At 72.7% G+C, this 18,456-nt stretch carries 16 protein-coding genes and 1 pseudogene; 8 read left to right on the top strand and 9 right to left on the bottom strand.

Annotated features, from left to right (window positions below):
• Nucleotides 1–1,992 (bottom strand): nitrate- and nitrite sensing domain-containing protein (locus tag MCBG_RS30350; protein WP_223201391.1); only part of this gene is annotated, 1,992 nt, incomplete at its 3' end.
• 121 nt (nucleotides 1,993–2,113) lie between these two features.
• Nucleotides 2,114–3,708: pseudogene (locus tag MCBG_RS35390) on the bottom strand (FGGY family carbohydrate kinase).
• 220 nt (nucleotides 3,709–3,928) lie between these two features.
• Here MCBG_RS35390 and MCBG_RS30335 point away from each other — a divergent pair.
• Nucleotides 3,929–5,848 (top strand): chorismate-binding protein, encoded by a 1,920-nt coding sequence (locus tag MCBG_RS30335; RefSeq protein ID WP_043329812.1) that lies wholly within the window; start codon nucleotides 3,929–3,931, stop codon nucleotides 5,846–5,848.
• A 69-nt stretch (nucleotides 5,849–5,917) separates the two neighbouring features.
• On the opposite strand, the gene wrbA is transcribed toward MCBG_RS30335, so the two are convergent.
• The gene (gene wrbA / locus MCBG_RS30330) at nucleotides 5,918–6,535 is read right to left on the bottom strand and encodes an NAD(P)H:quinone oxidoreductase (protein WP_043329810.1); all 618 of its coding nucleotides are present in this window, start codon (nucleotides 6,533–6,535) and stop codon (nucleotides 5,918–5,920) included.
• 85 nt (nucleotides 6,536–6,620) lie between these two features.
• Between wrbA and MCBG_RS30325 the strand changes: the two genes are divergently transcribed.
• Both MCBG_RS30325 and MCBG_RS30320 read left to right on the top strand, forming a co-directional pair.
• Nucleotides 6,621–7,112 carry a GNAT family N-acetyltransferase gene (locus MCBG_RS30325; protein WP_043329807.1) on the top strand — a complete coding sequence of 164 codons (492 nt, stop codon included), beginning with the start codon at nucleotides 6,621–6,623 and terminating at the stop codon, nucleotides 7,110–7,112.
• 197 nt (nucleotides 7,113–7,309) lie between these two features.
• Nucleotides 7,310–8,413 carry a winged helix DNA-binding domain-containing protein gene (locus tag MCBG_RS30320; RefSeq protein ID WP_043329805.1) on the top strand — a complete coding sequence of 368 codons (1,104 nt, stop codon included), beginning with the start codon at nucleotides 7,310–7,312 and terminating at the stop codon, nucleotides 8,411–8,413.
• Between the two features lie 248 nt (nucleotides 8,414–8,661).
• On the opposite strand, the gene MCBG_RS30315 is transcribed toward MCBG_RS30320, so the two are convergent.
• From MCBG_RS30315 to MCBG_RS30300, 4 genes are read right to left on the bottom strand one after another with little or no spacing between them, the layout of a single operon-like run.
• The gene (locus MCBG_RS30315; RefSeq protein WP_043329803.1) at nucleotides 8,662–9,870 is read right to left on the bottom strand and encodes an ABC transporter ATP-binding protein; all 1,209 of its coding nucleotides are present in this window, start codon (nucleotides 9,868–9,870) and stop codon (nucleotides 8,662–8,664) included.
• Nucleotides 9,871–9,879: 9 nt separating this feature from the next.
• On the bottom strand, nucleotides 9,880–10,716 hold the full coding sequence (locus MCBG_RS30310; RefSeq protein WP_043329801.1) for a carbohydrate ABC transporter permease: 837 nt from the start codon (nucleotides 10,714–10,716) through the stop codon (nucleotides 9,880–9,882).
• A 1-nt stretch (nucleotide 10,717) separates the two neighbouring features.
• Nucleotides 10,718–11,719: a carbohydrate ABC transporter permease gene (locus MCBG_RS30305; protein ID WP_043329800.1), complete on the bottom strand. Its 1,002-nt coding sequence runs from the start codon at nucleotides 11,717–11,719 to the stop codon at nucleotides 10,718–10,720.
• Nucleotides 11,716–12,999 (bottom strand): ABC transporter substrate-binding protein, encoded by a 1,284-nt coding sequence (locus tag MCBG_RS30300; RefSeq protein WP_043329798.1) that lies wholly within the window; start codon nucleotides 12,997–12,999, stop codon nucleotides 11,716–11,718. Before MCBG_RS30300 ends, MCBG_RS30305 begins: the two co-directional genes overlap by 4 nt.
• Nucleotides 13,000–13,416: 417 nt before the next feature.
• Here MCBG_RS30300 and MCBG_RS30295 point away from each other — a divergent pair, with 417 nt between their 5' ends.
• The 4 genes from MCBG_RS30295 (at nucleotide 13,417) to MCBG_RS33275 (ending at nucleotide 15,219) form a co-directional block, all read left to right on the top strand.
• The gene (locus tag MCBG_RS30295; protein WP_043329796.1) at nucleotides 13,417–13,848 is read left to right on the top strand and encodes a RusA family crossover junction endodeoxyribonuclease; all 432 of its coding nucleotides are present in this window, start codon (nucleotides 13,417–13,419) and stop codon (nucleotides 13,846–13,848) included.
• 47 nt (nucleotides 13,849–13,895) lie between these two features.
• Nucleotides 13,896–14,171: a hypothetical protein gene (locus MCBG_RS30290; protein WP_030500352.1), complete on the top strand. Its 276-nt coding sequence runs from the start codon at nucleotides 13,896–13,898 to the stop codon at nucleotides 14,169–14,171.
• A 72-nt stretch (nucleotides 14,172–14,243) separates the two neighbouring features.
• Nucleotides 14,244–14,525 (top strand): SCO0607 family lipoprotein, encoded by a 282-nt coding sequence (locus MCBG_RS30285; protein ID WP_223201390.1) that lies wholly within the window; start codon nucleotides 14,244–14,246, stop codon nucleotides 14,523–14,525.
• 358 nt (nucleotides 14,526–14,883) lie between these two features.
• Entirely contained in the window at nucleotides 14,884–15,219 is a 336-nt protein-coding gene (locus MCBG_RS33275; RefSeq protein ID WP_198033327.1) for a hypothetical protein, read from the top strand.
• Between the two features lie 395 nt (nucleotides 15,220–15,614).
• Here the strand turns inward: MCBG_RS33275 and MCBG_RS30275 are convergent, their stop codons facing one another.
• Both MCBG_RS30275 and MCBG_RS30270 read right to left on the bottom strand, forming a co-directional pair.
• On the bottom strand, nucleotides 15,615–16,400 hold the full coding sequence (locus tag MCBG_RS30275) for a DUF4184 family protein (RefSeq protein WP_043329791.1): 786 nt from the start codon (nucleotides 16,398–16,400) through the stop codon (nucleotides 15,615–15,617).
• Between the two features lie 21 nt (nucleotides 16,401–16,421).
• Nucleotides 16,422–17,120 carry an HAD family hydrolase gene (locus MCBG_RS30270; RefSeq protein ID WP_043329789.1) on the bottom strand — a complete coding sequence of 233 codons (699 nt, stop codon included), beginning with the start codon at nucleotides 17,118–17,120 and terminating at the stop codon, nucleotides 16,422–16,424.
• Between the two features lie 135 nt (nucleotides 17,121–17,255).
• Here MCBG_RS30270 and MCBG_RS30265 point away from each other — a divergent pair.
• On the top strand, nucleotides 17,256–18,456 hold a 1,201-nt coding region (locus MCBG_RS30265; protein ID WP_223201389.1), incomplete at its 3' end, for a hypothetical protein.

Raw genomic sequence — 18,456 nt, 5'->3', positions numbered from 1 at the left:
AATTCGCAGGATCTTGGCGTACTTGTTGGCGGTGTCGGCCTCGTCGCTGAACCGCAGGCCGGCGACGCCCTGCTGGCTGACGATGTTCGGGGTGCCCTCCAGGGTCATCCCGATGAAGCCGATCGGCACACCCTTGACGATCTTGATGCCGAACGGCTGCATCAGCGGCAGGCCGGTGGAGGTCTTGAACGCGTTCGCCTCGGCCAGCGCCGCCGGGCTCATGCCCAGCCCTTCGTCGACGACCCGCACCAGCGCGCCCCGGCCGTCCGGCTCGACGACGACCCGCACCGTGGTCTCCGGGCGGGAGAAGGAGGTGGCGTTCTCCAGCAGCTCCGCGAACAGGTGCACCAGGTCGCCCACCGCGTGCCCGACGACGTGCAGGTCCGTCCGGTTCTCGTGGCGTACCCGCTGGTACTGCTCGATCTCCGCGCTCGCGGCCAGCAGCACCGCGCCCAGACCCACCGGGCGGTTCCACCGCCGGGTCGACTCGCTGCCGGCGAGCACCAGCAGGCTCTCGTCGTTGCGGCGCATGCGGGCGGCGAGGTGGTCGAGCTTGAACAGATTCTCCAGCTGGTCCGGATCGCTCTCCTCGCGTTCGAGGTCGTCGAGCAGCTCCAGCTGACGCTCGACGAGCACCTGGCTGCGCCGGGCCAGGTTGACGAACATGGCGTTGACGTTGCGCCGCATCATCGCCTGCTCGACCGCCACGTCGACGGCGCTGCGGTGCACCGCGACGAACGCCTCGGCCAGCTCGCCGATCTCGTCCTGCGAGTCGATCACCGCGGGCGGCACGTCGATCGCGCCGACCGGACGGTCCACAGTGCGCAGCCGTTCCAGCGTCAGCGGCAGATCCACCTGCGCGATCCGCAGCGCCTGGCCGCGCAGCTGCCGCATGCCGCGGGCCACCGACCGGCCGACCAGCAGCGAGATCGCCACCGCCACCAGCAGCACTGTGGCGATGCCACCGGCCACCAGCAGCGTGTCGCGCAGCTGCCGGGCGCTGGCGTCGTCGGCCCGGCGTACCGCGTCGTCGACGACCCCGCTCTCCATCTGGCGCAGCAACTCCTGCCGCTGCTCACTGGCCGACCACCACTGCTCCGCGTCGAGCAGCGCCGGCTTCGCGTCGCCGCCGCCGGGCAGGGTCCGCTCCTCCATCCGGGTGGCCGCGACGAAGGCAGGGGCGACCGAGGTCTGGTCGTAGCGGCGGATCTGGTCGGCGGTCGCCGCGACCCGGAACGCGCCGAGCGCGGTGAGCTGCTGGGCCCGCAGGTCGCTGAGCGTCACCTGGTCGTCGGCCTCGTACCGGCCGGAGCGGGCGGCGGCGTAGAGCTCCGCGCGGATCCGCGAGGACAACTCCTTGACCCGGGACAGCTGCACGTAGCGCAGCACCGCCTCGGTCAGCTCCTGCCGCCCGCCGCCGGGCGACGGCTCGGCCAGCAGGTTCAGCAGCGCCGCGACGGACCGGTGGTAGTTGCTGAGGACGGTGTCGCTGGACAGCACCGCCGGCGCCACCGCGGCGCGGATGTTGACGACCTGGTCGTACGCCTCCAGCGCCTCCGAGTAGGACACCCGCCAGGCCGCGTCGGCGTCGGCCAGCGGCGCGGCCGCGGTACGCAGGTCCGCCACCGCGCGGTCGGTGGCCGCCTGCAGCGGCTTCAGGGCGGCGACCGCGGCGTCCCGGTCGGCGCCGGTGCCGGCGCGGCGCAGCCCCGCCAGCTCCCCGGCGGTACGGTCCCGCTCGTGCTGGAGCCGGTCGACGGCCACGGCGATCTGCCGGCCGATGCCCACCTGCTCGGCGAAGGCGCTCAGCGTGGTGGTCTGCCCGACCAGCCCGCGCGTCTGGATGACGGCCAGGACGAGGAACGCCAGCGACGGAATCACCAGCACGGTGGCGAGCTTGGTGCCCATCCGCCAGTCCCGCAGCCGGAACCCGGAGCGCCGCCGGTGCGGCTGCGGGACCGCGCCACGAGCCGGGTCGGGACCTGCGCCCACACCTGCCTCCTCGTTCCACTCCACCACGTCGGGGAGCGGAGTCCATCCAACCAGGCCGGCGGTCCGTGTCAACGGCCGCCCGGACGGCACGAGCAGGCCGGTCAGCGCTTCGGGCGGACCGTCACGCGTGCGAGGCGGTTTCGTCCGTCCGGCCGATGCCGCCGATGTGCGCCGCCTCGGGCAGACGTCCCAGCGCCACGAGCGCCGCGCCGGCCGCCCCGATCTCCGGGTTGCGCTGCCACCGCACCTCGCGCGGGGCGAGCGCGTCGGCGAACGCCGCGCGCCACCACGGCGAGGCGGTCAGCGCCCCGCCGCCGAGGACCACCTCCATCGGCTCGCCGACGCCACCCTCCAGCAGGACCAGGTCGTCGACGACGAGCCGGCACAGGCCACCCATCAGCCCGGCGAGGACGTCCACGGCGGTGGTGCCGAAGCTGAGCCCACGCAGCTCGCCCGAGCCCGCCGGGGCCGTGCCCGGCGGCCGGTCACCGCCCAGCCGCGGGTTGGCCCGCACCGAGCCGGTGGTCCGGCGCAGCGCCGCCTCGAGCGCCGCGCCCTCGGGCAGCCGCAGCTCCCGGTTGGCCCAGGCGAACAGGTTGCCGCCACTGGAGTACGCCGCGCCGGTCACCACGTGGTTGTGGTCCACCCGGTACCGCCAGAGCTGCTCCGGCAGCGGCGGCGGCTCCGCGCCCGTCAGTGGGGGTGCCCTAAAGCTTCAAGGCACAGCTATAGTACCCCAGCGAGAGGGGGCAAGTACGTCTTCGTTAGTCCGGCTCATCCGGATACCTGTAATCCAATAAGTGACTTGCGCGCGCCGCGCTGTGACATAACCGGAGGCAGAGAAAAGACTGACCGACTGGCGATATCTAGCTCACTGGCACAGATGGGCTCGCCCAGTGAAACCCTCGAACAATGAAGCTCTACGCCCGCGGTGTGGAATTCGTTTTAACGAAGTCGAGACAGATGGTAGATGGAGTCGTATATTGGGGCCCATCTCTGATGTTGGTTCGGATCACAAAAAGTACCCCGACGCCGCCCACCGCGCCCCGGCCAGCTTCGGCCAGCGCCGCGCGTGCTCCGCGTTCAACCGGCCGTGCCAGCCGTCCGGGGCCAGCCGCAGCAACTGCTCCGGTCTATCGCCGGCCAGCTCGCACGCCTCCGGGTCCCAGTCCAGGCGGCGCAGTTCGAGCAGCCCGGTGCCGGAAGCCATCGACATGGACATCGGCACGTCGCCGAGCAGCGCGCCGAGCACGTACTCGGCCAGCCCGGTGAAGCGTGCGTTCCGCGCGCCGTGCTCCCGCAGCCAGGCAGCCGCACCGACCAGAAGCAGCGGTGCCACCACGTGCCGGTACGCCTGTGGAAGTCCGCCGGGTCGGCCGGGCCGACCGCGCCGGCGAGCGCCTCCGGCCGGGTGTCCAGCCAGGTCAGCACCGGTCCCGACGGGGTGCCGTCGGCGGCCAGCGGCAGCACCGAGTGCCACTGCGCGGAGGTGGCCACCAGGTCCACGTCCCGCAGGTGCCCGCCGGCGGCCAGCTCGTCCAGGCACTCCGTCAGGCACGCCAGGTAGGCCGGGCCGTCCAGCGTCCCGGTGCCGTCGTCCCCGGTGACCAGATGCACCCGGCGACGGGCCAGCGCGCCCGGACGCGGCACCGCGTCCGCGTCGAGCACCAGCCCACGCACCGAGGAGGTGCCCAGATCGAGAGCGAGGATGTCCATCGCCGATCAACCTACCCGGCGCGACCGGCTTACCGGAGGCGGGCTGATCGCGTACAGTGACGGTCATGCCCGCGCACCTGTCCTGCTGGTGGCCCGCCGACCCGGCGGCCCACCCCCGCGCGTAGCTTCCCCACGCGGCCGCCCGACGAGGCGGCCGCCGGTCTTCCCCGGCATCCCGGGTCGCCCACGTCGGCGGTCACCGGCCCACCGAGGAGACCCGATGACCCGCCCGTCCGACCCGCTCGCCGCCGTCGCGGCCGGCCACGACCCCGGCCCGTTCGCGCTCGTCCGCCGCGAGGGCGCCGACCACGTCGACCTGTTCACCGGTCCGGTACGCACCGCCGACCGGCTCGCCGACCTGCCGCTGCCCGACGACGGCGCCGGCCCGCGCACGCTGGCAGTGGTGCCGTTCCGGCAGGTCACCGAGCGTGGCTTCGAGTGCGTGGACGACGGCATGCCGCTGGAGTTCCTGACCGTCGAGGCGCACCGGCGGATACCACTGGCCGAGCTGCTCGGCGCGCTGCCCGACGCCGCCGTACGCACCACCGACGCCGGCTTCGACATCGCCGACGACGAGTACGCGGCGGTGGTGGACCGGGTGCTGGCCGACGAGATCGGCCGGGGTGAGGGCGCGAACTTCGTCATCCACCGCACCATGCGCGCCACGGTGCAGGGCGACCCACTTGCCGCGGCCCTGGCCGCGCTGCGCCGGCTGCTGCTGCGCGAGCGGGGCGCGTACTGGACGTTCCTGGTGCACACCGGCGCCCGGATCCTGGTCGGCGCCAGCCCGGAGCGGCACGTCAGCGTCGCCGACGGTCTGGTCGAGATGAACCCGATCAGCGGCACGTTCCGGCACCGGGGCGAGACCGTCGACCGGGCTGAGCTGCTGCGCTTCCTGCACGATCCGAAGGAGGTGGAGGAGCTGTACATGGTGCTGGACGAGGAGCTGAAGATGATGGCCGTGGTCGCCGAGCACGGCGGCCAGGTGGTCGGGCCGTACCTGAAGGAGATGGCGCACCTGGCGCACACCGAGTACCTGCTGGCCGGGCGCTGCTCCCGGGACGTGCGGGAGGTGCTGCGGGAGACCATGTTCGCCCCGACCGTGACCGGCAGCCCGATGGAGAACGCCTGCCGGGTCATCGCCCGGCACGAGCGCGCCGGCCGGCGCTACTACGCCGGCGTGCTCGCGCTGCTCGGACGCGACGAGCAGGGCCGGCAGACGCTGGACGCGCCGATCCTGATCCGGACCGCCGAGATCTCGCCCGAGGGCGCGCTGCGGGTGCCGGTCGGCGCCACGCTGGTGCGGCACTCGACGACCGCCGGGGAGGTCGCCGAGACGCACGCGAAGGCGGCGGGCGTGCTGGCCGCGCTCGGTCTCGGCCCGGACGCGCCGGGCACCGGCGCCGAGCCGGCCGTCAGGTACGCCGACGACCCGGAGGTACGCGCCGCGCTGGCCGCCCGCAACGCGCCGCTGGCCCGGTTCTGGCTGGAGCAGCGCCGGCCGGGCGCGCTGGCGCTGCGCGGGCTCGCCGGCCGACGGGCGCTGATCGTCGACGGCGAGGACACATTCACCGGCATGCTCGCCCACCAGCTCGGCGCGCTGGGGCTGGCGGTGACCCGGCGGGACTGGCCGGACCCGGGCCCGCTCGACGGGTACGACCTGGTGGTGGTCGGCCCCGGGCCGGGCGACCCGCGGGACCCGGACGCGCCGAAGATGGTGGCGCTGCGGGCGCTGCTGGCTGAGCTGCTCGCCTCCGGTCGGCCGACGCTCGCGGTGTGCCTGGGCCACCAGCTGCTCGCCGGGCTGCTGGGTCTGCCGCTGCACCGGCGGGACGCGCCGTACCAGGGGTTGCCGCGCGACGTGCCGGTGTTCGGGGTGACCCGCCGGGTCGGCTTCTACGCCAGCTTCACCGCCCGCGCCGACGCCGACCGGATGACCGGCCCGTACGGCCCGGTGGAGCTGTCCCGCGACCCGGCCGACGGCGCGGTGCACGCACTGCGCGGGGCGGGTTTCGCCGGGGTGCAGTTCCACCCGGAGTCGGTGCTGAGCCAGGACGGCACCTCGGTCCTGGCGGATCTGCTCGGACATCTGCTCGACCGGCCCGCGCTGAGCGCGCATGGAGCGGCCGATCGCGGGTAGGGCGAGGGGCGACCGGTGGTCCGGACGGGTTCGAGAGCCCCCGTCCGGCCACCGGTCGCCATCCGCCGGTCAGCCGGCCATGCCCCGCTTCAGCGCGGCGCCCATGAGCGTGGCCCGCTTGGCGGTCAGCGCGGTGGCGGTCAGGGCCACGTGGTCCGGGGCCACCTCGCCGTTGTTGCTGGTGTGCGAGGCGCCGTACGGGTTGCCGGCGACGAACTGGCTCGGGTCGGTGTAGCCGGGGGTCACCACGATCCCGCCCCAGTGGTAGAAGATCGTGTACAGCGACAGCAGCGTCGCCTCCTGGCCGCCGTGCGAGGTGGCGGTCGAGGTGAAGCCGCTGTACACCTTGTCGGCGAGCGCGCCGGCCGCCCAGAGCGGGCCGGTGGTGTCGATGAACTGCTTGAGCTGGGCGGCGACCATGCCGTACCGGGTGGGCGAACCCATGATCACCACGTCGGCCCAGGAGAGGTCGTCCGGCTGGGCCTCCATCACGTCCTGGGTCTCCAGCCGGTGCGCCTGCCAGCCCGAGTTGGAGCGGATCGCCTCGTCGGGCGCCAGCTCACGCACCTTGCGCAGGCGCACCTCGGCACCGGCTTCCTCCGCCGCCTCGACTGCCGACTGCGCCATCTGGTAGGTGATGCCGGTCGCGCTGTAGTAGATCACCGCGACCTTGACCTGGCCATCCATCAGACGATCCCTCCTCGTTTGGGGTCAACTCCCGCGACTACCCGTTACTTGTCGCGTCAAACGGCGGGCGTGGCATGCTCGCCAGGTGGAGATCCGCACCGCCACCGCCGCCGACTGGCCACTGATCTGGCCGTTCCTGCGCGAGATCGTCGCGGCCGGCGAGACGTACACCTGGCCCCCGGACGTCACGCAGGAGCAGGCCCGGCGGCTCTGGATGCCGGGCCCACCGGCGCGGACGGTGGTCGCGGTGGCGCCGGACGGCGCGGTGCTCGGCTCGGCGAAGCTCGCGCCCAACCAGGGCGGCCCCGGCGACCACGTGGCGAACGCCTCGTTCATGGTCGCCCCGGCCGCCGCCGGGCACGGCGTCGGGCGGGCACTGGCCGGGCACGTGCTCGCCGCGGCCCGGGCCGACGGCTACCGGGCCATGCAGTTCAACGCGGTGGTGGCCACCAACACCCGGGCGGTCGCGCTGTGGCGGTCGCTGGGCTTCGCGGTGATCGGCCGGGTGCCGGAGGGCTTCCGGCACCCCACCCGGGGGTACGTCGACCTGCTCGTCATGCACCGGCGGCTCGACTGACCGAGGCTCAAGATTTGCGCAAGTTCCGCGCGAAAACGCTTTCCCGGCCCAGCTCAGCGAGGATCCTGGTCGGACCGGCGCCAGCCAAGTCGGCTGCCCCCGCGCCGGGAACCTGAACGGGGGATCGCGCTTCGTCGGCAGCGCGGCCGGCGCAGCGCGATCAGGGGCTGTCGGACCCCGGGCCTACGCTGACGCCCGTGACCGTTCGCCTCAGCCGCGCCGAGGCGCTCGCGCTACGGATGACCGGCCTGCTGCTGCGCCCGCACCCGACGGCCCGTCCCGAGGGCGTCGCCGACGTGGTCGAGTGGTTCGGCGCCATGCAGGCCCAGGACGCCGCGAGCGGGTTGTGGTCGCTCGGCGTACGCCTTCCCGGCGCCACCCAGAACGACGTCCGCGCGGCGCTGGAGCGGCGCGAGGCCCTGCGCACCTGGCCGATGCGCGGCACCGTGCACCTGGTGCCGGCGCGCGACGCGCGGTGGCTGCTGGACCTGACCGGGGTGCGGACGCTGGCCGGCATCGCCTCGCGGTGGCGGCAGCTCGGGCTGACGGTCGCCGACGGTGAACGGGCCGGTGAGGTGCTGGGTGCGGCGCTGGCCGGCGGCGGCCGGCTCACCCGCGCCGAGTGCCTGGCCGCGCTGCGCGCCGCCGGGCTGGACACGGACGGTCAACGCGGCTATCACCTGCTCTGGTACGCCAGCCAGCGCGGCGTCACCTGCATCGCCCCGCACGTCGGCAACGAACAGACGTTCGTGCTGCTCGACGAGTGGGCGCCCGATCCGCGCCGCCCGGAGCGCGACGAGGCGCTGTCGTTGCTGGCGCACCGCTACGTGCGCGGCCACGGCCCGGTGACCCGGCACGAGCTGGCCCGGTGGACCGGCCTCACCGTCACCGACGCGACCCGGGCGATCACGCTGGCCGGTGACCTGCTCGCCCCGGTCGAGGTCGACGGCGAGCCGGCGGTGGTCGACGCCGCGCTGCTCGACACGCCCCGCGCGCCCGTCGACGACGTGCACACGCTGCCCGGCTTCGACGAATACCTGCTCGGCTTCAAGGACCGGTCGCTGATGCTCGACCCGGCGCACGCCGCAGCGGTGGTCCCCGGCAACAACGGGATGTTCCGGTCGACCGTGGTGCGCGGCGGGCGCGTGGTCGGCACCTGGACGCGGACGATCGGCGCGCGGGCGGTGACAGTGACAGTGCACCAGCTCGTGCCGTTCGACGCCGCGCTGCGCACCCGGGTGGACGCCGCGCTGACGGGTTACGCCCGCTTCCTCGGCCTGGAGCTGCGTCACTCCTGGTGAGCGACGGCTCCCGCCGTTGCCCTACCTCATTCTCCTCTGCTGCCGAGCATCCCCTCTGCTCTGCGGCCATCGGCGCATCGGGTCGCCGCGCTCGTGCTCGGTGGAACGCCATGGGTGTCAAAACCGCGCCGAGACACCCGTGGCGTTCCACTCACGCCGATGGCCGACTACGGAGGGAGGGTGAGCTGGCCGGACAAGGCCGAAGGGCCGGCGGCACCGCGTGCCACCGGCCCTTCGCGCGTCCGGGGTCAGTCGGCCAGAGCGCCGGCCGAACGGCCCTCGTGCAGCGTCAGGTTACGGCCGCTGCCCGGGTCGAACAGGTGGATCTTCTCCAGGTTGAACCACACCCGGCGCGACTCGCCCTCGCGTACCGGGGACTCCGCCGACAGGCGGGTGACCAGGTTCGAGCCGCCGCCCGCGAAGTCCGCCGCGCCCGCGTCGGCGGCCAGCTCCTCCAGTTCGGCGGCGGTCGCCCGCTCCCCCTCGACGGTGAAGTAGACGTACTTGTCCGAACCCATCGACTCGACGATGTCCACCGGCGCCTCGAACTCCATGCCCCGGCGGCGGGTCTCGTCGTCGATCAACGCGGCGTCCTCGAAGTGCTCCGGCCGGATGCCGAGGATCAGCTCGCGGGGCGCGTCACCGGCCTCCAGCTCGCGGCGGACCCGCTCGCCGACCGGCACGTCTCCGAGCGCGGTCCGCAGCTTCCCGTCCTCCACCGCGGCGTGCACGAAGTTCATCGAGGGCGAGCCGATGAACCCGGCGACGAAGAGGTTGCGCGGGTGGTCGTACAGCTCCTGCGGCGGGCCGACCTGCTGCACCGCGCCGCCGCGCATGATGACCACCCGGTCGCCGAGCGTCATCGCCTCGGTCTGGTCGTGGGTGACGTAGACGGTGGTGGTGCCGAGTTGCTTCTGCAGCCGCGACACCACGGTGCGCATCTGCACCCGCAGCTTGGCGTCCAGGTTCGACAGCGGCTCGTCCATCAGGAACGCCTTGGGCTGGCGGACGATCGCCCGGCCCATCGCCACCCGCTGCCGCTGGCCGCCGGAGAGGTTGGCCGGCTTGCGGTCCAGCAGCGCGGTCAGCTCCAGCACCTTCGCCGCCTCGTCGACCTTCTGGTTGATGGTCTCCTTGTCCAGCTTCGCCAGCCGCAGCGGGAACGCCATGTTCTCCCGAACGGTCATGTTCGGGTAGAGCGCATACGACTGGAAGACCATGGCGATGTCGCGGTCGCGGGGCGCCTTGTCGTTGACCCGCTCGCCGCCGATGCGCAGCTCACCGGAGCTGATGTCCTCCAGCCCGGCGATCATGTTGAGCGTGGTGGACTTCCCGCAGCCGGACGGACCGACCAGGATGACGAACTCGCCGTCGGCGATCTCCAGGTCGACGTCCTGTACGGCGGTGGTCCCGTCCGGGAACCGCTTGCTCACCTTGTCCAGCACGATGTCGGCCATTGCTACCACCTATCCCTTGACTGCGCCGGAGGTCAGACCGGAGACGATGCGGCGCTGGAAGAAGAGCACGAACAGGATGATCGGCACGGTGATCACCACAGCGGCGGCGCAGATCGCCCCGGTGGGGTCCTCGAACTGCGACTCGCCGGTGAAGAACTGCAGCGCCACCGGGACCGTGCGGGACCGCTCGGTCGAGGTGAGCGTGATCGCGAACAGGAAGTCGTTCCAGCAGAAGATGAAGACCAGGATGGCGGTGGTGAACACGCCCGGCGCGGCCAGCGGCGCGATCACCCGCCGGAACGCCTGGGCCTGGGTGGCGCCGTCCATCTTCGCCGCCTTCTCCAGGTCCCACGGGATCTGCTTGAAGAAGGCCGACAGGGTGTAAATGGCGAGGGGAAGCGCGAACGTGATGTAGGGCAGGATCAGGCCCGGCCAGGTGTCGAACAGGCCGAGCTGCCGCTCGATCTCGAACAGCGGCGACACCAGCGACACCTGCGGGAACATCGCGATCAGCAGCGAGACGCCGACCAGCAGCTTCTTGCCGGGGAAGTCCAGGCGGGAGATCGCGTACGCGGCCATCGCCCCGAGCACCACCGCGATGGTGGTGGCGATCAGCGCGATGCCGATGGAGTTGATCAGGGCCCGGACGAACTGGTCGGTGTCGAAGATGGTCCGGTAGTTGTCCAGCGTCCACTCGCGCGGCCAGAACTTGCCGTCGGTGAGCGTGGCCGGGGTCTTGAACGACAGCGAGGCGATCCAGAGCACGGGGACCAGCGCGAAGACGACGACCACGACGTCCAGCAGGCCCCAGCGCACCTTCGCCCGCGTGGTGGATTCCACTGCCATGTCAGCGCCTCTCCCCATCGTCGCTGCCCGGGGCAGCGGTGCCGAACAGCTTCACGAACACGAAGGCGATGATCGCCACGGTGATGAAGATCAGCACCGACATCGTGGAGCCGATGCCGAGGTTCAGGCCCCGGATCAGGTTGTTGTAGGCGAGCATCGACACCGACGACGTCTCGTTGCCGCCGTTGGTGAGCACGAAGATGTTGTCGAAGACCCGGAACGCGTCGAGCGTGCGGAACAGCAGCGCGACCAGGATGGCCGGCTTCATCACCGGCAGCATCACCTTGGTGAACCGCTGCCACGCCGTCGCGCCGTCGGTGGAGGCCGCCTTGAGCAGGTCCTCCGGCACCAGCGCCAGCCCGGCCATCAGCAGCAGCGCCATGAACGGGGTGGTCTTCCAGATCTCCGCCAGCATGATGATCGCCAGCGAGCTGGCCCGCTCGGTGAGCGGGGCGCTGCCGTCGAACAGGTTCGCCAGGTAGCCGGTGCCGGGCGTCCAGGCGTACCGCCAGGAGAACGCCGCGACCACAGTGACGATGCCGTACGGGATCAGCGCGGCGGTGCGGACGATCCCCCGGCCGACGAGCGTCCGGTGCATGATCAGCGCCAGGCCCATGCCGAGCACCAGCTCGACCGCGACGGTGACCACGGTGATCAGGGCGGTCACCCCGAACGCGGTCCACCAGAAGTCGTTGGTGAGCACGGTGACGTAGTTCTCCAGCCCGACGAACTGCCGCTCGTCGGGGAAGCGCAGGTCGAAGCGTTGCAGCGACAACCAGACGGAGTACAGGATCGGGTACGCGGTGACCAGCACCATGACCAGCGCGGCCGGTGCGCACAGCAGCCAGCCGAGCCGCCGTTCGGCCCGCTTGTTCTCGCTCAGCGGGGCGCGGGAGCCGCGCCGCGACCGCTGCTGCGGCACTGCGGCGTGCCGGCCGCCGGGCTGCTCGGACTCGGCCTCGGCGGCGGCCTGCGCGCCGGCCGGGGTGGCGTTCACGCTCATGGCAGAACCCCCTTGGACTCCAGCGCGTCGGAGATCGCCTTGCGCAGCTCGTCGGCGGTCTGCTCGGGCCGGATCGCCGACGGCGGCGACAGGATCGCCGACATCACCGTGGAGATGCTCTGGTACGCCGGGGTCAGCGGTCGCACCGCCGGCTCCTTCAGCTCCTCCAGGATGGTCTCCTTCATCGGGTACGCCTCGGTCATCTCCGGGTCGTCGTAGACGGCCTCGATGGTGGGCGGCACGCCGTCGTTGACGGCGGAGAACTTCTGGTTCTCGGCGTTGCGCAGGCAGCGGGCCACCTCGAACGCCTCCTCCGGGTGCTTCGAGTAGCTGCTGACCGCCAGGTTGACCCCGCCGATGGTGACCTTGCTGGGGGTGCCCGGTTCGATGCCCGGCACCCGGGCCCACTTCACGTTCTTCGCCAGCTCCGGGTTGGCCTCCTGGAGCGCCGGATAGACGAACGGCCAGTTCACCTGGAACGCGCCCTTGCCGGACTGGAACTCCAGCCGCACCGGGTCCTCCAGCGCGTTGCTGAACGACGGCGACGTCACGCCGGACGTGGCGAACTTCTTGAGCTGGTCGAGCGCGCGTACCGCGCCGGCGTCCATCTCCGCCTTCTTGCCGTCGTCACTGAGGATCTTGCCGCCGGCGCTCTCGGCGAGCGTGTTGTAGAGGACCACCAGGCCCTCGTACTGGGCGCCCATGGTGAGCACCTGGTACGGCTTGCCCTGCTCCTTGAGCTGCTGGGCGGCGGAGATCATCTCGTCCCAGGTCTTCGGCGGCTGCGACACCAGGTCCGACCGGTACCACAGCAGCTGCACGTTCGTGTTCTTGGGCGCGGCGTACAGCTTGTCCTCGTACCGGGCGGTGTCCAGCGGGCCGGCCAGCGTGCCCCGCTCCGCCTCGGCCTTGTCCTCGCCGGTCCACTCCCGGATCCACTTCGCGCTGGCGAACTCCTGGGTCCACGTGACGTCCAGGCCGAGCACGTCCATCCCGCTGTCCTGCGCGGCGAGCCGCCGCACCATCTGCACCCGCTGCTCGTCGGCCTCGCGCGGCAGCACCCGGTAGTCGATGCGGTACCGGCCCTGCGCCGCCGTGTTGCAGGTGTCGACGACCTTCTGCAGGTTCTGCTCCGGCGGGTAGTACAGGTTGATCGTGGGGACGCCGCCGTCGCCGCCGGATCCGCAGGCTGCCAGCGGGGCCACCAACGCGAGCGCGGCGGCTGCCGCCACCGCGCGTCCGGCCGGCCGTCGTGCGGCCGTGTCGGGGACTGTCGTCATCACCCTCCCCCTCTCTTCGGCGAAGAACCGGGGAGTGACCCGTGCCCCGGCGCACGGCGAGACGGCGGGGTTCTCGGTCCGATCACCGAACGCCCCGGGCGTGTCGTGCGGCTGAACGTGCCCGACCTGCGACGGAGCGAAACATCACGGACATGTGACGGTGACGGCGCCGCACACCGTCGGCAGCGCGACGACGGGGCGCGGCCGACACGCCGTCCCACGTCGTGAAACGGCGAGGCTACCGAGCGTCAGCGGTCGTGCATTAGCGTGGGGCTGGCTCCGTAGCCGGCGCGTCGCCGTCGACGTCGATACGCCTCCGGCCGTCCCCCACTGCCCGCCCGATCGGTTGGTTCTGTCGGGAAAGTGCCGTCCGCTCGTTCCCCGGTTGGGCAGGATTCGCCCCGAGGAGGTGCCGTCGTGCAGGACACCCGCGCTCTCGCCCTGACGTTCGAGGTGAGCGGCCTGCCCCCGGTCAAGACCGAGGCCCTGTCCATCTTCGCCGCCGGGCACCGGCAGGCGACGAGAGTCCGTACCCTGCTCCAGGCCGCCTGCACGGCGGCCCAGCGCACCGGGTGGACGCCGCTCACCGGCCCGGTGGAGGTGGACCTCACCCTGCGGTGCCCGCCCGGGCACCGCACCTCCGACGCCAGCACCCTGCTCGGCGGCGTGTGCGCGGTGCTCCAGGACAAGAAGCGGGTCGCCAACATCGGTCTCGCCCACCTCGGGGTGCTGGTCGACGTCGCGCTCTGGTCCGACGACCGGCAGATCCGCCGGCTGTCGTACGTCGAGGAGCCGGCGGAGGAGTTCTCGTACCTGGTCCGGGTGTCGGCCGTACCGACGATGGTTTGACCGACGTTCGCGGTGGGGTACCGCGGACGCCGACGAAGGGAGCGCCGATGTCGGAGCCACATGTCACGCTCGACCCGAGCGGGCTTGACCCTGTGCAGCAGAAGCTGCGTGGCCCGCTGGAGGATCAGCTGACCTCGGCCCTGCAGGCCGCCGCGGACCGGGTCCGCTCCGGCTACGCGGGCGAGCCGGTGGAGGACGTGTGCCGCCGCCTGCTCGACGAGACCCGCTCCGGCCTGCACCCGGACATCGCGGCCGGCTTCCAGCCCGACATGGACGAGTTCTGCCGGGTCGCGGTGGCGATCGTGCGGGGCGAGCTGACCTGAGCCCGGGCCGCACCCTGGAATTGAGTACGCGTACCGATGGCGGGTCCGCCCGGGGCGACGACAATTCTCCCCGTGCGAACTCGAATCATGATCGTTCTTGCCGTGCTCGGACTGGCCGGGCTGATGGCGACCACCGGCTGTTCCCTGCGGCAGAGCATCTGCGGCAGCGACGAGTACCCGGTGATCGCGGTCGGCCCGCAGGGCGGTAGTTCCTGCGTGCCGGACGGGGAAGAGCCGTCCCCGCCGTATGTGCGCTACCCGGAGGGCAAGGTGCCGCAGCACGTCGACGACGAGTGGGACGTCTACTGGCGCACCCACGGCATCGACGAGAACAACAACATCATCGACCGCTGACGCCGGCGTCAGCTGCGCCGCACGTCCACGGCCACGACGTGCGTGCCGTCCGGGGCGGGTGGACTCCCCAAGCCGCACCGGCAGGCGGCCGTCGTCCGGCGGCAGCAGGCCGAGCCCGAAACTGAGGTGCCCCTCGAAGTCGCCGGCCACCGCCCATCCGCGCAACGTCGGGAAGCGGATCGCCGCCGGCGGCAGGTCCGCCGTTCCGCCGCCGCGCGCGTCGTGCGCCTGGGCCGGCTCGAACCGCACCGACAGGTACGCGGTACCGGGCAGCGCGACCGGCGCGCCCCGGCCCTCGGTCACCACCCGCGGCACGTAGGCGACCTGGTAGGACGGGGTGGGCCCGCGGAACGCGAAGGTGATCCGGCTGAAGCCCTCCGCCGGGTGGTCGCCGACGTCCACCGCCACCAGGACCGGCAGCGGCTCCCCCGGCGGCGGCGTGACCGGCACCCGGACCCGGTGGGCGACCCGGGCCGGCTGGCCGGGCACGGCCCAGTCCCAGGTGACACGCCACGAGCCGCCCGTCGAGGCCGCTTCGGTCGGCACGGGCGGGGTGGGCGTGGCCTCCGTCGCGGTCGCCGCCGGGGGGCTCTTCGCGCCCTTCGACGGGCGGTTCATCGAGGGCGTGGACGCCGTGGACGTGCAGGCCGCCGCGAGCAGCACGACCAGGCCGGCGAGCAGCGGTACGCGCTGAGGAGTCATGACTCAGTGTCGCTCCGTGACCGGCCCGCGCACCAGAGGCGTCCCACCCGATTCCGGCGCCTGTTTCCGGGGCCGGACGGGTCAGGACCGGGTCCGCAACTCCCCGGCCCTGACCCCGGCCGTCCGGTTGGGTAGCGGTCTGCGCCGCGGGAACCCGGCAGGCGTGGCACGACGCCGTTCGCCGGGCTCCGCGCGGCGAGCCGGTATGCCCGCACTCAGCTCCACGGTGCTCTTACCACCGGACTCCGGTGCGCCCCCGTCTCACCCCGACGAGGCGTGGACGCCGGCTCAGGTTAGGCGCGTACGCGCAGGCCGGACAAGCGATGACCGGTGGCCGCGCCTGTGATTGATGTCTATGCGGAATTGCGGCATGTCGGCGTAACGGGGTCAGCCGGTTTCGCGCTGTTCGACTTCGAGACGCGGACTGCGCCCGGCCTGCCCCGGCGGGACGCTCCGGGCCGCGGCGGCCCCGGCGACGAGCGCCAGCGCGGCCACGTGCAGCGCCCGTACGCCGGCCGGGGCGGCGACGTCCGCCGCCGGCAGCGCGGGCAGCAGCAGCGCGCCGAGCCCGGTGACCGCCAGCGCCACCCGCCAGAACACGGCCGGGTTCGCCGCCGGCAGCGGCGGCGCGACGCCCCGGGCCTGCTGTCCCCGGCGGGCCTCCCCCACGGCCAGGACGACCACCAGCAGCCCGCCGCCGAGCCCGGCCGTCACGTCCACGAACTGGTACCAGTACACGCCGGTCAGGGCGTGGAAGTCGGTGACGCCGAACAGCCGGGGCAGGCGCTCGCTGTGGCTGACCCGGTCCCACGCGACGTGACTGAACGCGCCGATGAGCGCCGAGCAGACCGACACCTGCCAGGGATGCCGCACCCCGGCCAGCGTCGCGTACCAGGCCCAGCCGAAGAACCGCCGTCCCGGCAGGTGCGCGACGACGCCGGCGACCACGCGGCGCGCCACCCAGGCGTACGCGAGCGCGACCGGCAGCCCCCACCAGAGCAGCCCGCCGAGCGTGTGTGTACGCATGCCGAGCGCCAGCGGCGTGCCGGTGAACAGGTACGCGGCGTCCGGCGCCACCGCACCGGCGCACAGCGCCACCCCGTCGAACCAGCGGGGCCGCCACAGCTTCAGCGGCAGCACCGGCGCCAGGTGCGACGGGAAGGTGAGTGGCACCTCCCGGACGTTACCGGCCGCCTAGAAGTGCTGGACCAGGTCGGGAAACGCCGCCAGCCGGATCACCTGGGAGTCGGACGGGTCCAGCTCGTCGTGCTCCAGGATCCAGGTGTTCTCGTTCGGGATGAAGACCGCGTTCATCCCGGCGGCCCGGGCGGGCAGGATGTCCGAGCGCGGGGAGTTGCCGATCATCCAGGCGGCGGCCGGGTCGAAGGTGTGCTCGCGGGCCAGCCAGCGGTACGTGTCGGCGTCCTTCTCCGGCACGATGTGCGCGGCGCGGAAGTGGTGCAGCAGCCCGCAGGCGTCCAGCTTGCGCTGCTGCTCCTCGCGCTCGCCCTTGGTGAGCAGCAGCAGCTCGTGCCGGCCGGCCAGGTCGTCGAGCGTCTCGGCCACCCCCGGCATCAGCTCGACCTGGTGCCCGATCAGAGCCGCCGCGAGCTGATCGATCTCGGCGCGTTCCCGGTCGGTGGCCGGACGCTCGCGCAGCTTCTCCAGGCACTCGCCGAGGCTGCGCAGGAAGACCTTGCTGCCGTAGCCGTGCGCGACGGCGTTGGCCCGCTCGATGTCGTCGAGCACCGCGCGGATGCGGGCCCGGTCCAGCGTGGGATGGTCGAGCCAGGTGAGGAAGTCGTCGATCACCCGCTCGAACAGGACGTTGTTCTCCCAGAGCGTGTCGTCGGCGTCGAAGACCAGCACGGCGGCATCCCGGCGCGGCGGCATGGGGCTCCCTCCCTCACGGACCTCGCACACCGTACTGCCCGGTCGCCGGACGGACCACGCGGATTATCCGGTCGGCGGGCGGTTACCGGCGGCTACCCGACTGCGCGATCCCTGGTCGGGCGACATGCTTCGGCCATGACGATCTCACCCGATCATCCACCCGGGCGCAGACGGGGCGCGGCCGTCGCCGTGGCCGCGGCGCTCGCCGTCGCGGGCGCGGCGCTGCCGGGATCCCCGGCGCTCGCCGTCAACGCCGCACACACCACAGTCGTCGGCACGAACCCGGTCGACTGGACGCCGCACGCGCTGGACGGCACCGTGCACCGCATCCTCCAGATCGGCAACCGCGTGTACGTCGCCGGCACGTTCACCAAGGTGCGCAACGCCGGGCAGTCGGCCCAGCTGGCGATGCCCCGCCTGGTGGCGCTCGACGCGACCACCGGCCGGATCGACACCGCGTTCCGGCCGCAGGTGAACGGCGCGGTGAAGGCTCTCGCCGCCGCGCCGGACGGCCGCTCGCTCTACATCGGCGGCGCGTTCACCACTGTCAACGGCACCGCGGCGTCCCGGCTGGCCCGGATCGACGCGGCCACCGGCGCGCGGGTCGCCGGTTTCACCACGCCGGCGCTGAACAACCAGGTCAACGACATGCGCCTGGTCGGCAACCGGCTGATCGTCGGCGGCGCGTTCCAGACCGTCGGCGGGGTGACCCGGCGCGCCCTGGCGGCGGTGAACGCCACCACCGGAGCCGCCGATCCGTCGGTCAACCTGAACCTGGCCGGTCCGCGCACGACCACCTCCGGCGCCACTGCGCCGGTGAAGATCGAGGCGCTGGACGTCTCCGCCGACGGCCGGCGGCTGGTGTTCGTCGGCGGCTTCAGCAGCGTCGCGGGCGTGGCGCGGCACCAGATCGCCGTCGCCGACCTGAGCGCGTCGGGCACCACGCTCTCCGGCTGGGCCACCGACCGCTACCAGCCGCAGTGCGCGCGGACGATGCCGGTCTACATGCGCGGCGTCGACATCTCGCCGGACGGCACCTGGTTCGCGGTGGTCACCACCGGCGGCCCGTTCCCGGCCACGCTCTGCGACACCGCGGCGCGTTTCGAGTTCGGTGCGGCCACCGGCGGCAAGCAGCCCACCTGGGCCAACTACACCGGCGGCGACACGCTGCTGTCGGTGGCGGTGACCGGCGCGGCCGTCTACGTCGGGGGCCACCAGCGCTGGCTGGACAACCCGCAGGGCCGCAACTCGGCCGGTCCGGGCGCGGTGTCCCGGCCGGGCATCGGGGCGATCCACCCGGTCGCCGGCAAGGCGCTGCCGTGGAACCCGACGAAGG

The organism is Micromonospora sp. M42, assembly GCF_000568915.1.
In the GTDB taxonomy this organism is placed as follows: Bacteria; Actinomycetota; Actinomycetes; order Mycobacteriales; family Micromonosporaceae; genus Micromonospora; species Micromonospora chalcea.
This window is presented reverse-complemented; position numbering and strand designations above follow the sequence as displayed.